This window comes from Neptunomonas qingdaonensis (genome assembly GCF_900113275.1).
GTDB classification, from domain to species: Bacteria; Pseudomonadota; Gammaproteobacteria; order Pseudomonadales; family Balneatricaceae; genus Neptunomonas; species Neptunomonas qingdaonensis.
This window is the reverse complement of sequence record NZ_FOOU01000001.1, coordinates 330811-345512: the sequence shown is the minus strand read 5'-3', so window position 1 is coordinate 345512 and position 14702 is coordinate 330811. Positions and strand designations below refer to the sequence as shown.

13 protein-coding genes are annotated in these 14702 nt (G+C 47.4%); 4 read left to right on the top strand and 9 right to left on the bottom strand.

Features of this window, described 5'->3' with window-relative positions:
* Positions 1-6 precede the first annotated feature (6 nt).
* From BM099_RS01610 to argA, 3 genes are all read left to right on the top strand, one after another.
* Complete coding sequence (locus tag BM099_RS01610; protein ID WP_090723491.1) at positions 7-1272, top strand: inorganic phosphate transporter; 1266 nt, start codon at positions 7-9, stop codon at positions 1270-1272.
* 86 nt (positions 1273-1358) lie between these two features.
* Positions 1359-2537 carry an acetylornithine deacetylase gene (gene argE / locus BM099_RS01605; RefSeq protein ID WP_090723489.1) on the top strand — a complete coding sequence of 393 codons (1179 nt, stop codon included), beginning with the start codon at positions 1359-1361 and terminating at the stop codon, positions 2535-2537.
* Entirely contained in the window at positions 2530-3870 is a 1341-nt protein-coding gene (gene argA, locus BM099_RS01600) for an amino-acid N-acetyltransferase (protein WP_090723487.1), read from the top strand. Before argE ends, argA begins: the two co-directional genes overlap by 8 nt.
* Here the strand turns inward: argA and BM099_RS01595 are convergent, their stop codons facing one another.
* The 6 genes from BM099_RS01595 to BM099_RS01570 all read right to left on the bottom strand — a co-directional run bounded on the left by BM099_RS01595 (position 3871) and on the right by BM099_RS01570 (position 7712).
* Positions 3871-5235, bottom strand: coding sequence for an ATP-binding protein (locus tag BM099_RS01595; RefSeq protein ID WP_090723484.1), 1365 nt, complete (start codon positions 5233-5235; stop codon positions 3871-3873). It lies immediately after the preceding gene.
* Positions 5236-5241: 6 nt separating this feature from the next.
* Positions 5242-5919, bottom strand: a complete 678-nt coding sequence (locus tag BM099_RS01590; RefSeq protein WP_090723482.1) for a response regulator transcription factor — start codon at positions 5917-5919, stop codon at positions 5242-5244.
* A 15-nt stretch (positions 5920-5934) separates the two neighbouring features.
* The gene (locus tag BM099_RS01585) at positions 5935-6213 is read right to left on the bottom strand and encodes a PepSY domain-containing protein (RefSeq protein WP_090723479.1); all 279 of its coding nucleotides are present in this window, start codon (positions 6211-6213) and stop codon (positions 5935-5937) included.
* A gap of 287 nt (positions 6214-6500) precedes the next feature.
* Positions 6501-6695 (bottom strand): YgaP family membrane protein, encoded by a 195-nt coding sequence (locus BM099_RS01580; protein WP_090723477.1) that lies wholly within the window; start codon positions 6693-6695, stop codon positions 6501-6503.
* A 113-nt stretch (positions 6696-6808) separates the two neighbouring features.
* Complete coding sequence (locus BM099_RS01575; RefSeq protein WP_090723475.1) at positions 6809-7468, bottom strand: Crp/Fnr family transcriptional regulator; 660 nt, start codon at positions 7466-7468, stop codon at positions 6809-6811.
* Positions 7461-7712, bottom strand: coding sequence for a hypothetical protein (locus tag BM099_RS01570; RefSeq protein WP_090723472.1), 252 nt, complete (start codon positions 7710-7712; stop codon positions 7461-7463). The genes BM099_RS01575 and BM099_RS01570 overlap by 8 nt, the downstream gene beginning before the upstream one ends.
* A 221-nt stretch (positions 7713-7933) precedes the next feature.
* Between BM099_RS01570 and ilvD the strand changes: the two genes are divergently transcribed.
* Positions 7934-9778 carry a dihydroxy-acid dehydratase gene (ilvD, locus tag BM099_RS01565; RefSeq protein ID WP_090723470.1) on the top strand — a complete coding sequence of 615 codons (1845 nt, stop codon included), beginning with the start codon at positions 7934-7936 and terminating at the stop codon, positions 9776-9778.
* Between the two features lie 65 nt (positions 9779-9843).
* On the opposite strand, the gene BM099_RS01560 is transcribed toward ilvD, so the two are convergent.
* Genes BM099_RS01560 through BM099_RS01550 form a run of 3 tightly spaced genes read right to left on the bottom strand, consistent with a single transcriptional unit; the run spans position 9844 to position 14639 of the window.
* Positions 9844-10593, bottom strand: a complete 750-nt coding sequence (locus BM099_RS01560) for a sulfite exporter TauE/SafE family protein (RefSeq protein ID WP_090723468.1) — start codon at positions 10591-10593, stop codon at positions 9844-9846.
* On the bottom strand, positions 10593-13337 hold the full coding sequence (locus BM099_RS01555) for a bifunctional diguanylate cyclase/phosphodiesterase (protein ID WP_244889905.1): 2745 nt from the start codon (positions 13335-13337) through the stop codon (positions 10593-10595). The genes BM099_RS01560 and BM099_RS01555 overlap by 1 nt, the downstream gene beginning before the upstream one ends.
* A 60-nt stretch (positions 13338-13397) precedes the next feature.
* Positions 13398-14639: an EAL and HDOD domain-containing protein gene (locus BM099_RS01550; RefSeq protein ID WP_244889904.1), complete on the bottom strand. Its 1242-nt coding sequence runs from the start codon at positions 14637-14639 to the stop codon at positions 13398-13400.
* Positions 14640-14702: the final 63 nt, after the last annotated feature.

Genomic DNA, 14702 nt, shown 5'->3' with positions numbered 1-14702 from the left:
TCAGATATGAATATTATTGCGCAATACGGCGATATCATTGTCATTCTCGCATGCGTGTTTGGTTTCTTTATGGCGTGGGGTGTTGGCGCAAACGATGTTGCCAATGCAATGGGCACATCGGTTGGTTCCAAAGCACTGACACTCAAACAAGCCATTTTAATCGCTATCCTGTTCGAATTTGCAGGGGCGTATTTGGCAGGCGGAGCGGTTACTGCAACCATCCGTAAAGGTATTATTGACCCGGCCATGCTGTCCGGCACACCGGAGCTTCTGGTGTTTGGTATGCTCTCAGCCTTACTGGCAGCCGGTATATGGCTGTTGATCGCCACCCATTATGGCTGGCCAGTATCCACGACCCACTCTATTGTAGGTGCCATAGTTGGTTTTGCTGCCGTCGGCATCTCTGTTGACGCCGTCAACTGGAGCAAAGTAGCGAGTATTGCTGCCAGCTGGGTCGTGTCGCCATTGATCGCGGGCTTCTTTGCCTTTTTCTTATTCAGAAGCGTACAAAAGCTGATTCTGGATACTGAAGATCCCTTCAAGAATGCCAAACGCTATGTTCCTATGTATATCTTCATGGTTGGCTTTATCATCTCAATGGTTACCTTTACCAAAGGGTTAAAACATATCGGTCTACACCTGTCATTTGCCAATAGCGCTTTGATCTCTATTGGCTTTGGGGTGATAACAATGCTAGTGGGCATTATCATGCTACGAAAAGTCAAAGTGGATGTCGCAGCAGACCGTGACTATCACTTTGCCAGTGTCGAAAAAGCATTTGGCGTCCTGATGATGTTTACCGCCTGCGCAATGGCGTTCGCGCACGGTTCTAACGATGTGGCAAACGCAGTCGGCCCTCTCGCTGCCATTGTCGGGGTTGTCAGTTCTGGTGGTCAGGTTGCGCAGAGCTCAGCTATGCCTGTATGGATCCTGCTACTCGGTGGCGCAGGTATAGTGGCAGGTCTGGTCATGTATGGACATAAGGTTATTGCCACGGTCGGTAATAATATTACCGAACTGACCCCTAGCCGCGGATTTGCAGCAACATTAGCGGCGGCGGCAACAGTTGTTGTTGCTTCTGGTACCGGCTTACCCATCTCGACAACTCACACACTGGTGGGTGCTGTATTAGGTGTGGGGCTGGCCCGAGGCTTAGCTGCGTTGAATCTTCGCGTGGTGGGCACCATCTTTATATCCTGGATTATCACCCTGCCAGCAGGTGCTGCTCTGGCGATTATGTTCTTCTTCATGTTTAAAGGTATGTTTGTCTAAGCGGATTCACTCTCCGCTTCAGATACACTCGACCTTCTAAAAAAAAGCCTGCACAATAGCCTAAAAACCTGTGCAGGCTTTATTTTATGTCTCAACAAACACCACACCTTTTACAGATGCTCGGTCAGCTCATTGCAACGCCCTCTGTCAGTTCAACAACGCCTGAACACGACATGGGAAATCTTTCCGTCATCACATTGCTCGCAGAATGGCTGAATAACCTTGGCTTTCAAACAGAAATAATGCCCATTCCCGGTTACCCGGGCAAAGCCAATCTGATTGCCACACTGGGGAAAGGCCCGGGCGGTCTAGTGCTTTCCGGGCATACTGATACCGTACCCTGCAATGAAGAGCTGTGGAAGAGTAGCCCTTTCTCGCTGACCGAGCGTGACAATCGTCTCTATGGTCTTGGCACTTGCGACATGAAAGGTTTTTTTCCTATCGCCATTGAGGCTGCACGACAGTTTATTAACACGCCTCTGACTGCACCGTTAATTATTCTGGCGACAGCTGATGAAGAAAGCTCCATGTCTGGTGCTCAAGCGCTGGTAGATGCAGGCAAACCCAAAGCGCGTTATGCCGTAATCGGCGAACCGACAGATATGACACCCATCAGGATGCATAAAGGCATGATGATGGAAAGTATTCGGATAACCGGCCGATCAGGCCACTCCTCTGACCCATCGTTAGGCGCGAATGCGCTGGATGCGATGCATTCAGTACTGTCTGAACTGGTAAAATACAGAAATCATCTGCAAAAGAACTATCAGCACAGCTCATTTAGTGTAAACGTACCGACACTGAATCTAGGCTGCATCCACGGTGGTGACAATCCCAACCGTATCTGCGGACAATGTGAACTAGAGTATGATGTTCGGCCTTTACCCGGTATGGATTTGTCACTGATCAGAGAAGATATCAGCAAGCGGGTGCGCCCCATTGAAGATATGTTCGGTGTCAGCATAGACTGCCGGCCACTCTTTCCGGGGATTCCCTCCTTTGAAACAGCACAAAATACATCCCTGGTAAAAATGGCTGAACAATTAACAGGGCATAGCGCCGAAGCCGTTGCTTTCGGAACAGAAGCCCCTTTTTTACAAGCATTAGGTATGGAAACTATCGTCATGGGACCTGGTAGCATTAATCAGGCACATCAGCCTGATGAGTTTTTAGCACTCGATCAGATTAAACCGACTGTTGAAATTCTTACAAGGCTGATTCAACGCTATTGTGTAGACATCCAAGGGGACGCTACCAGTGCGTGACGAAAGCATCCACTATGTAAACTGGTTCCGCCATTCATCGCCTTATATTAACGCCCACAGAGGAAAAACATTTGTTTTGATGATCGGCGGCGAAGCTATTGCCGATGATAACTTTGACAACATAGTCCACGACATCACCCTGATGACCAGCCTTGGGATTCGTCTCGTGCTAGTGCATGGAGCGCGCCCACAAATTGAAGAAAGACTCACCAACCAGCAGCTGGAAACCCGCTTACATCATGACTTACGAGTCACTGACACAGATGCACTGCAATGCGTCATCGAAGCAATCGGCGTACTCAGAAGTACTGTTGAAGCAAAACTGTCTATGGGATTAGTCAATACACCCATGCATGGCGCGGAGATCCGCGTATGTTCCGGTAACTTCATTACCGCAAGGCCGATGGGTATTTATGAAGGCGTCGATCTCTGCCATACCGGAGAAGTCAGACGTATCGACCATCAGGGCATTCGAGGCCAGCTTAATCAGGGCAATATCGTACTACTCTCTAATTTGGGTTATTCACCCACGGGGGAAATATTCAACCTGTCCGTTGAAGAGGTCGCGACTCAGACAGCGATTGCACTGCAAGCAGATAAATTGATCTTATTTGGCGCTGAAAAAGGCATTATTGATAGCCGTGGCATATTGCGCAGCGAACTGCTGGCACGCACAGCGGAACGTTTTCTTCAGCAGTATTACCATTTGCAATCTGATGACCCTGAAACCGCTTATACTGAGCTATCAAAACTGTTACAGATGGCAACAGAAGTCTGCGCCGGAGGCGTTCCCCGTTGCCACCTGATCAGCTACAAAGATGATGGCGCATTACTGGCGGAACTGTACACCCGTGATGGCGCAGGCACGATGATTATTCAAGAGTCATATGAGCAAGTCAGAGCGGCCAATATCGAAGATGTAGGCGGCATTATCGAGCTGATTAAGCCGTTAGAAGATTCCGGAATTCTGGTGCGCCGCTCCCGCGAACTGCTCGAAGCCGAAGTCGAACAATTTTTTGTGGTTGAGCGTGATGGGGCGATTATTGGCTGTGCCGCACTCTACCTGTTCCCTGATGAAAAAATGGGCGAGCTTGCCTGTGTTGCCATCGCGAAGGCCTACCAGGGTGGAGACCGGGCTGAGATGCTGCTTCAGGCAATTGAAGAAAGAGCGCGTGAACTGCAACTGGAGTATCTCTTCGTATTAACCACCCGAACAGCCCACTGGTTTATTGAGCATGGTTTTGCAGAAATGGCGCTGGCAAAGCTACCCGGCAAAAAACAGGCACTCTATAACTATCAGAGAAACTCGAAAGTTTTTAGCAAAATGCTCTGATTAGCCAATAGGCAATATTATTTTGAATCGAGCACCACCTAGTGAGGACTCACTTACCTCTAACTGACCGTCATAGCTACTGAGAATATCAACAGCGACGGTCAGTCCTATACCCTGTCCCGGCGCCGCCGACGTATCTACTCTGGCACCACGCTGCAATATGACATGCCGCATCTCCCGTGAAACGCCCGGCCCGTCATCTTCAATATCCAATTGCACCCAGTCAGCCTCTTTAGTCAATGAGACACGCACAGCAGAATGACTATACTTGAAAGCATTTTCAAGCATATTACCGAGCAACTCCATCATGTCTCGCTCATCAGCACCAAACAGAGCCGTTTCATCCAGCTGCAAACTGATATCTACATTCTTCTCCCGGTAGACTTTACCCAGAGCAGAAGTAATACGCTTGATAATAGGCGCTAGCGGGGTTGCCTGAGCGATACTATTGGTTTGACTTCGAACAGCACGAGCCAGTTGGTACTGTACAATCTGATCCATCCTCCTTACCTGATCCTCCACTACATGACGATAACCATCGTAGAGCATCTGTTCGTTGCCCGCGCCCCGGATAACGGCCAGAGGGGTTTTAAGACTATGCGCCAAATCCCCGAGAGTATTCCGGTAACGCTCCCGCTGATTGCGCTCACTGTGCAGCAAGTGATTAAGGCTATCGGTTACGCCTTGCACCTCTTCAGGATAATAACCCGCCAGACGGGTCGAATAACCACGTTCAATATTGTGCAGATCCTCGACTAGCCCACTTAAGGGCTTCAACCCCCAGCGTGTTATTAACGTTTGCAGCATCAACGCCAATACGGTAACAGCAAATAACCATCCCCATAATTGCGTTCGATAAGCGTTCAGCTCAGCAGACAGTTGCGCTCCACTTTCAACAATGGAAAACAGGTAACGACGCGCCACCCCGGCGCTCTCCCACTGCAGAGGGTACTGGTAGAGATAGAGATTTTCATCTTCAAAATAGTTAAAGCGAGTTTCGCCAATACGTATTCGGGTAGCGACTACAGAGTCGCGAACTTTATCACTCAACTGATGGGCATTTGTCGATTCCCATTGAGGCAATCCCAAATGGGTATGAATAAACCCGAAAGTTTCGTCTCCTTGACGCAGTTGATGCTGAGTTTCAGGGATAGCTAGTTTGCCATCCTGCATCTCCGCCGCGCCTATCATCAGGTATACCTGCAATCGCAGACGTTTCTCCAATGACGCCTGAAGGCTATAAGCAAATGAGTTTTGTAACGCATAACCTGCCACACCAATGATCATGGGCAGCAGAATAAATGATGCGATAAGAAGCCTCGCCTTTAGAGACCGGGATGCCAGACCAGCATAAGACTTCTTCATTGCTTATTAAGAGGATGGCAGATCGAACCTGTACCCCAAGCCTCGTACGGTCGTAATCGGCTGAAGTTTCTGCTCGGGGTCAAGTTTCTGACGCAGGCGTCGGATAAACACTTCAAGAACATTACTATCCCTATCAAAATCCTGATGGTAAAGATGCTCAGTTAACTCAGACTTAGAAACCGTTTTTCCAGCATTGAGCATCAGATACTCTAACGTACGGTATTCATAACTGGTCAACTTAACTGGCCGTGAGTCACACGAAACGACACGCCCAACAGTATCCAGGCTCAGGGCGCCGAATTCCAACACCGGTTTGGCGTGGCCTGCCGCTCTGCGCAGCAGTGCATTCAGACGAGCCATCAACTCTTCCATATGAAATGGTTTCACCAGAAAGTCATCAGCACCGGCTTCTAAACCTTCTACCTTATCCTGCCAATCACTTCGTGCGGTCAAAATAATAATAGGGAAGTTACGCTCATTAGCACGCCATTTCTTTATCAGGTCAACGCCAGATAAGGATGGCAAACCCAAATCAACAATCGCCAGATCATAAGAAAATTCTGTTCCCAGGTAGAGAGCCTCCTGCCCATCGGCCGTTTCTTCTACAGTATATCCATTGGACTCCAGCCCACTGACCAGTTGGCGACGCAAATCTGCATCATCTTCTACCACCAAAAGTTTCATATAACGCTCCTGATTTTACGGGGGTAACAGCTCACCGCTGGTTGCATCAACCAACACCTCTTTTACATGCCCATTGTTAACTAAACGGATACGATATGCCAAGCCTGTTTCCAGAGTGAGTGTATCAGCCTTCACCACTTCTCCACCGACGGCCTTTTTAGCTATTTCGATGGCATCACTCATTACGACAGTATCAGCAGGGTCTGAAGCTAAGGCAGCGCAACTAAGCACTGTTAATAACATCAACCATCTCGGCAAATGCTTCAGTAATGAAGTGTTGCGGGTATTAGGCATTATGGTAACCCTTTTGAGTTTAGCCTCTAAAGATAGTCAGCACAGTTTTATCCGAAAAATGAAAAATAATGCCGTATTATATCAAAGCGTAGCTAAAGCAAGACAAAAAATCAGGTCTGAAAATTATTATTAATAGTTCATTTCGACGCGACTAAAGAAGCAGATTGTATCCCATAAGCATTAACGAATAGTTAATAACATGGATTAAACGATAAGCCGACCACAAGCCTGACATAAGGCGGGGGAGTGTGGTCGGCCTATTTATTTTCTCACTTGCGAACCTGTTACTACTTTTGACAAGTCTTACAAGTACTCATACCAATGATTTTATAGAGAGGACAGATACCCACTAATGCGATCAGAATAACCGGAACACCAATCCACCCCCACGGGGTTTGAGGCCCTACAAAAACCAAAGCAATCAAAACCAATCCGACCAAAACGCGTATAACTTTATCTACAGAGCCAATATTTTTTTCCATGATCGTATCTCCAACTGTGTTTTAACGTTACCTATCTTTAACGCTACCTATGTTTAACGTTATCAATAGATTTTCCCTCTTAACGAAGGCAAACACAGTGACAAAAGTCACATTCAAAGCTGCTGCTTTAAAAAAGCCTCCATCGCAGAGGGCGCTAATAACAATATTTGTCCACGGGAAAGCGACAACCACCCCTGCTGCTCCATCAGCTTCAAATGCCGGCTCACGACTTCTCTCGCCGTGCCTAGCGCATCAGCGATCTGCTGATGAGACAAGGATAACACCAGGCTTCTACGCCCCTCATGAAGCAGATAGCGTGCTAAACGTGTTTCAATGCTCTCAAATGCAATCGACTGGACCAGCATCAATAAATTACTCAGACGTTGCGCATATGAATCGAAAACAAAACTACGAAAAGCAGCTGATTCAGACATAAGGTATGTAAAATCATCAGCACTCAGCAAAAAGAACGTCGCATCCTGTTCAACCACCGCTTCTGCCGGATAAGTGTTACCCGCCAGCAGGCAAGAGGTACTCAGCACACACGTTCCCATCTGCTCAATACGATACATCTCCAGCTCTTTTCCCTGAGTCGATCGACCAAAAACCCTGATACAGCCGTCAACAAGGATCAGGAAACCTGTGCACGCATCTCCCTGGCGTAAGACGACGCTCCCCTCTTCCATCGTCAGCAGCTGAGCATTGTGCAGCCGTTCTATTTGCAGGCTATTGAGGTTATCAATAAAAGGAAGGGCTTGAAAAAAATCATTCATCAGCGGAGGAATTACGCTGCCGGCGAACCGCCAACATGACGTAGCGGATATTATAAGTAAAGCCGATCAGAAGCGTGACAGGCAAGGTCAGCAGAAACACCTTGCCAAACGCGGGGTTAGCCAACAGATGACCGAGCCACAAGCTGCCCAAACTAATAACGGCTAGCGGAATACCGGCTTTCATTAATATGCGTAACCACTTATCAGACCCTATTTTTTTGCGCTCAGACTTTATATCAGACATCATTATTCTCAGTTCATATGCGTAAGACCATTCAGGTAAGACTATCCCAGCTTTTCTCTCTTAATAAAAGATACGGCTATGTTTTACCTTCTTTTTAAGATCCTCTGTACGCCTCTCTATTTGCTATTGCAGCATTCTCTAGTTCACTATTCTCTATCTGAGCAGAGTTTCTGATATAATTCCCGACCAATATAATCAGCAACTGACAGAGAGATTTTTCCATGCCCGTTTATCGCTCTAAGACCTCTACTGCGGGTCGTAATATGGCTGGTGCCCGTGCTTTATGGCGTGCTACCGGCATGAAAGACGACGATTTTCATAAGCCTATCATTGCCATTTCTAACTCATTCACCCAGTTTGTGCCAGGGCATGTCCATCTGAAAGATATGGGACAGCTGGTTGCACGTGAAATAGAAAAAGCGGGTGGCGTTGCTAAAGAATTCAACACAATCGCCGTTGATGACGGAATTGCCATGGGTCATGACGGTATGCTGTATTCGCTACCGTCACGTGACATTATTGCCGACTCCGTTGAGTACATGGTCAATGCCCACTGCGCCGATGCGCTTGTTTGTATCTCTAACTGTGACAAGATCACACCCGGGATGCTGATGGCCGGCATGCGTCTTAACATCCCGGTTATTTTTGTCTCCGGTGGCCCGATGGAAGCCGGCAAGACTAAGCTTTCAGAACACAAGCTGGATCTGGTTGATGCAATGGTCATCGCCGTTGATGATAGCGCCTCTGACGAGAAGGTCGCAGAGTATGAGCGCTCGGCCTGCCCTACCTGTGGTTCATGCTCAGGAATGTTTACCGCCAACTCTATGAACTGCCTCACAGAAGCTCTGGGACTGTCTTTACCCGGCAATGGTACCACTCTGGCAACGCACAGTGACCGCCGCCGTCTGTTTGAAGAGGCGGGTGAGCGTATTGTCGAGTTAGCAAAACGTTATTATGAGCAGGATGACGAATCGGTTCTTCCGCGTAACATTGGCAACTTCAAAGCTTTTGAGAACGCGATGACTCTGGATATTTCCATGGGCGGATCGACCAATACCATTCTTCATTTGCTGGCTATTGCTCAAGAAGCCGAAATAGATTTTACCATGGCTGATATTGACCGGCTCTCTCATACAGTTCCACAGCTATGTAAAGTCGCCCCGAACTCGCCACTCTATCATGTTGAAGATGTGCATCGTGCGGGCGGTATCTTTGCAATATTAGGTGAATTGGAGCGAGCAGGTAAACTGCATACTGACATCCCAACAATACATAGCAAAACCTTGCTGGAAGGTCTGGAAAAGTGGGATATCATGCGTAACCCATCAGCGGAAGTTATTAACTTCTTCAAAGCAGGCCCGGCAGGCATACCCACACAAACAGCCTTCAGCCAATCAACCCGCTGGCCAACACTGGACGGTGACCGCGAAAACGGCTGCATTCGCTCACTTGAACATGCCTACTCTCTGGAAGGCGGACTTGCCGTTCTAACAGGTAACATTGCACTGGATGGCTGTGTTGTAAAAACTGCCGGCGTAGACGACTCGATTCTGGTCTTTGAAGGCTCAGCGCACGTCACCGAGTCACAAGATGAAGCAGTGGCTAATATTCTGGCTGACAAGGTTAAGCCTGGTGACATCATTATCGTAAGATACGAAGGCCCTAAAGGCGGTCCGGGTATGCAGGAAATGCTCTACCCGACGTCTTACATCAAGTCCAAAGGCCTCGGCAAAGCTTGCGCATTGCTGACCGACGGACGCTTTTCAGGCGGCACATCGGGTCTGTCGATCGGACATGTCTCCCCTGAAGCGGCAGCAGGCGGTGCGATAGGCCTGGTTGAAAACGGCGATAAAATTCTTATCGACATTCCAAACCGTACGATTAACTTGCTGGTTTCTGATGAAGAACTCTCTAAACGTCGTGCGGCTATGGATGCCAAAGGCAAAGCTGGCTGGAAACCTGTTGAAGCACGTCCACGTAAAGTGTCGGCAGCGCTTAAAGCCTATGCCTTGCTGGCGACATCCGCTGACAAAGGTGCGGTACGTGATTTAAGCATGCTGGAATAAACGCGCTACAGCCCAATCAAAAAACCCGCATACTGCGGGTTTTTTCGTTCATCGCTATCGATACACTAGCCTGAAAATAAAACCTGCCAAGATAAACGCAACGCTAATGCAGTAACAACCCAGCGAAACAGTTGCTTAAACAGATCAGCAGATAGGCTTTTCAGCAGATGCAAACCTACCCAGGTACCCACTGCCCCACTAATAATCATTAATACGATCACGAAAAACCAGTCCTGGAAAGCGAATCCGACCGTTACAAAAACCATGGCTTTTAACATATGCTGAAACGACATGCAGGCGGCAAAGGTAGCGACTGTCGGCAATTTTTCCATATTCCGGCGATGTACGAAAGCAGCCACGAGTGGCCCGGTGGCGCCGACAAAGGCAGAGATAATAGTTGTCACCCCGCCGGCGATAACCAGCTTTACGTTTGACAGAGTAACGGCTTTAGGCTTTGGCCCCCAGACTAAAAACAAGATAAAAAACGCAACACTTAAGCGAATAACATCTAACGGTAATTGAATAACGATCCAGACAGAAATCACTGCGCCGACAACGGCTCCCAGTATAAACAAACGGCTCATTTTCCAGTCTATATGCTGGCGCGTCATATAAGCCCGGTTACCATTGGAGCCTAATTGCACCAACCCATGTACTGGAATCAAGGCCTGCACGGGCAAAATTTGCGCCATAATGGCCAATAACAACACACCTCCGCCAATCCCAACCGCAGCCGTCATCATCGATGTAAAGGCACTCATACTCACCAACACCCACAAGTCAAACTGGCCGAGCCCGTCCGGCAACCAACTCATCACTTGCTATTGTTCTCTGTTAACAACAGCAGTAAATCGTTTAACACAACAGGACGACTAAACAAGTAGCCCTGCCCTACATCGCAATCATGCTCTTGAAGAAAGGCCCGCTGCACCTCGGTTTCGATCCCTTCTGCTACGACACTCATATTTAAGCGATGAGCCATCGAAATCATGGCGGCGGTGATTTCCATATCGTCCAGATGCTGAGGAATATCTTTTATAAACTCCCGGTCAATCTTCAGTACATTGATGGGTAACGTCTTCAGGTAATTAAATGATGAATAACCAATGCCAAAGTCATCAATAGCAATAGTAATGCCCAACGCCTGTAGTGCTTTTAACGTATCAATGGCCAAACCAATATCATGCATCAGCAACGACTCTGTAATTTCCAGCTCCAAACAGGTCGGATCAATTTCATATTCCTCAAGCATCTGGCGAATCATGACCAGTAGATTCGGGTCACGAAACTGTCGGGGGGATAAGTTAATAGCGACCTTGATATGCGACATGCGGTGCTGCGCAAGGTATTTAATAGTCTTGCAGGCCGCTTGTAGCACCCAGCGCCCCAGCGGCACAATAAAACCGGTCTCTTCAGCAACGGGAATAAAGTCCTGCGGCGAGATAACCCCCAACTCAGGATGATTCCAGCGAACCAATGCCTCGACACTGCAGATGGCTCCTGACTTCAGGTCGATCTGAGGTTGATAAAGTAACGTGAAGTTATGCGCATCCAGCGCCTTAGGCATCTCTCTGGAAAAGCTAATATAAGCCTGAAGCTGATCATGCAGGCTTTCTGTAAAGAAACGGTATTGGTTTCCCCCCTTCTCTTTTGCCTGTGACATGGCCAGATCAGCGTGCTTAAGCAGCACCTCCGGTGAATCACCATCTTTGGGTAACCATGCCAACCCGAGGCTGGTACTGATCTGAAGCTCGTTCTCATTAATATGAAATGGCCGGGCTATTTCATTCAAAACATTTGCCGCCATCAATTCGACATGCTCAACATCCAGCACCGGATTTATTAATATGGCGAATTCGTCTCCGCCTAAGCGTACGGCAATATCACTGTTACTCAGACAATCAATCAAGCGCTGAGCGACTTCGACGAGCAACAGATCGCCGGCACTGTGCCCTTGCGTATCGTTGATGGTTTTAAAATAATCAAGATCCAGCAACATCACAACCGCTGGGTATTCCATCACATCTTGAGCAAACAGCCTTGAAAGCTCGCTGAAAAAAAAGCGCCGGTTAGGCAACCCTGTCAGTTCATCGTATAAAGCCAAGCGCTCCATGCGCGCATGCGCAACTTTGAGCTTCGTCACATCTTCACTAACGATGACATAGTGCGCTAGCTCACCGTCGTCATTATTAATAGGGGAAATCGACACCTGAGACCAGAAAGTGCCGCCATTCTTCCTTCTGCTTTGCAACTCCCCTCGCCAATGCTGTCCAGAAAGGAGTGATTGCCATAATGAATCATAAAAATCAGCGCTGATCCATTTTCGGCTCAACAACTCTGCTTGCTGCCCCACTACCTCTTCAAGAGTGTAATCGGTTGTCTCGGTAAACTTAGGATTCACATATTCAATCGCACCAATAACATCCGTAATCATCACACTGGATCCTGCATGCGTGATAGCGCTGGACAATTTTTTCAGTGATGCTTCAATATTTTTATGTTCAGTAATATCCTGACACGTTCCATAAATCCGGGTAGCTTCTCCGTTTTCATTAACCGAGACATCACTCAAAAGCTGAACATGGCGGATAGCTCCTGATGAAAAAGGCACAGAAGGAACCGGTACATTAGAAACAGGCTCCGCCGGAGCTGCCACGCGGTAATAAATATTGATCGGCTGAGCTTCATCTTTCATTTTTTTCAGTTGTGTTAACACCCTATCGCGATCAGCCGGATGCACAACTGAGACAAAGCTGTCTAAACTCAGAAGCTGCTTGTCTGGAATCGATAAAATATTTTTTACGCTCTCTGAGCACCAAAAAAGATCATCAGATAGACGCCATTCCCAACAACCTAATCGTGCAATCTGATGCGCCTCTTTAAAGCGCTCTTTAACAGAAACAAGGGCGTTAATTTCGGTTTTACTTTGCAGCTCCTGTTCTGCCAGCGATTGCCTCATTGTAATAAAGGAGGAGAAGAGCGGCGCCAATACCGAACCTTTTGCAATCCGGGGAAGAGGATAATCAGTATCGCCCGTCACTATCTGCTCTGAAGCACGAACCAACTGCCTTATCGGTGTTAATAACAGCCGACGCTGCAACAACAGCATCAGTAAAAACAACACACATACCAGAACAACCGAGGTCATAACATAAGGGCGAACTTGATTTTCTAACTGAAGAAATATTGCATCCACGTTAATCCAGGCAGCCAACTGCAAAGCGCTATCTTCAATAGGGTAACGAATAAGATGAGCACCACTGCCATAGCCAAGCGGAGGGGCCATGTGATTATCAGATGAGTTGGGGTCAACGATAAAAATAGTTCGCCAATACATACCCTCCCCTGCATCATTATCCATAGAAGAGATCAATGTGTTGGCGCTAGCGGGGGCTATTTTAATGGCTTCACCGATCAGATAAGCGCTACGGTTAACCTCGGCAACTTTCTCTTCGAGTATTTTGCTGTACACACCAGGCAGCCAGACCTGTTCAACCAGTAAAATGTAAACCAGCAACAAAGAGATCGGAAACAATAGTAAGATTGTTAAACGTTTCACCCACTGCTCTCCTTATTCTGATAAGTAATAGCGGTAGACTGAACCTAGTTGGCGAGAATGTTAACTTTGCAGTGCATTCATAACTTGCTCAGACCATTTCAAACTGTGGCGATAGGCAACTTCATACAAAGGACGGTCTATCTGTCCATGTAGCTGATCAAACTGGCCTCGCTCATAATTCTCCACATCCTGTAGCGTTTCACCCATCGGGCCTGAATAATGCAACAACGCATTTTTTAGTTCATGACTCAGAGGGACTTCCTGTAACAGATCCTTCATTTCAATATCAAACATGGCATCCAATTGCGAAAGCAAACCTACAATAAAGTAGTTCATGGAAGATTCCCGGCCCATCAGCTCAGCCAGCAACTCACACATTCTTCCCCGGATAAGCATACTACGTGTCAGCTCATTCGGCTTTCCATCTTCTGAGGTCGTCAAAAACAACAGGATCCAGCGACGTATTTGTTCCATGCCCAACAAGGTGATCGCATGGGAAAGTGAGTTGATCTCACGTGGCACATGAAAAGCGGCCGAGTTGACAACTTTTAAAATCTTATACGTCAATGCAGGGTCATTAATCGCAATCCCTTCAAGCGAAGCGCCCGTCGCACTGTCCCGCTGAAGCTCACCTAACAGTTGCAGCAATAAGACTTTACTAGTCCCGATTTTTTTCCCTTTCACCGCTATCGGACGACTGAGGAAGTAGCCTTGATATAACGAAAACCCCATTTCGAGACATTGACGAAACTCGTCTTTGGTTTCCACTTTATCAGCCAGTAAATCCAACTGATAAGGCTTAAGCTTGTGGATGATTTTGGGCAAGTTAGATAAACCCAGTCGCTGAATATCCAGTTTGAGAACATGAATAACGTTTAACAGTGGGTCGTAACGGGAATCCTCAGGATCATAATCAGCTAAAACAATGCGGTAACCTTTGTGCGAAAACTCTTTCACTTTTGCTATAAACACAGGCGTTATGTCAGAACGACCGAGTATTTCTAATGAAAACAACGTGGGGGGTAATTCAGGTAAACTATCACCAAGGAGGACTGTGTCGGTAATTTTCAGATAGCAGGGAAGTCTTTTACTGCCTTTGTCTGCCACGATATTAGCGTAGGTATTCATGACCACATCAAACGTAGCTACATCATCTTTAATCGCCCGTAAATCTGAACCTTCTTCTCCACGAAAGAGCAATTCAAAGGCAACTACGTCCTGACTTTTTGAGAAAATGGGCTGACGCGCCATCAGGACACTTAGCTGCTCTTCACCCTGAAGGGTAGATGCTAGTTTTGACACAAAACGCTCCGACTACAGATATATGGATATCAATTGACTAATAACATAGCTGATAATAATTGA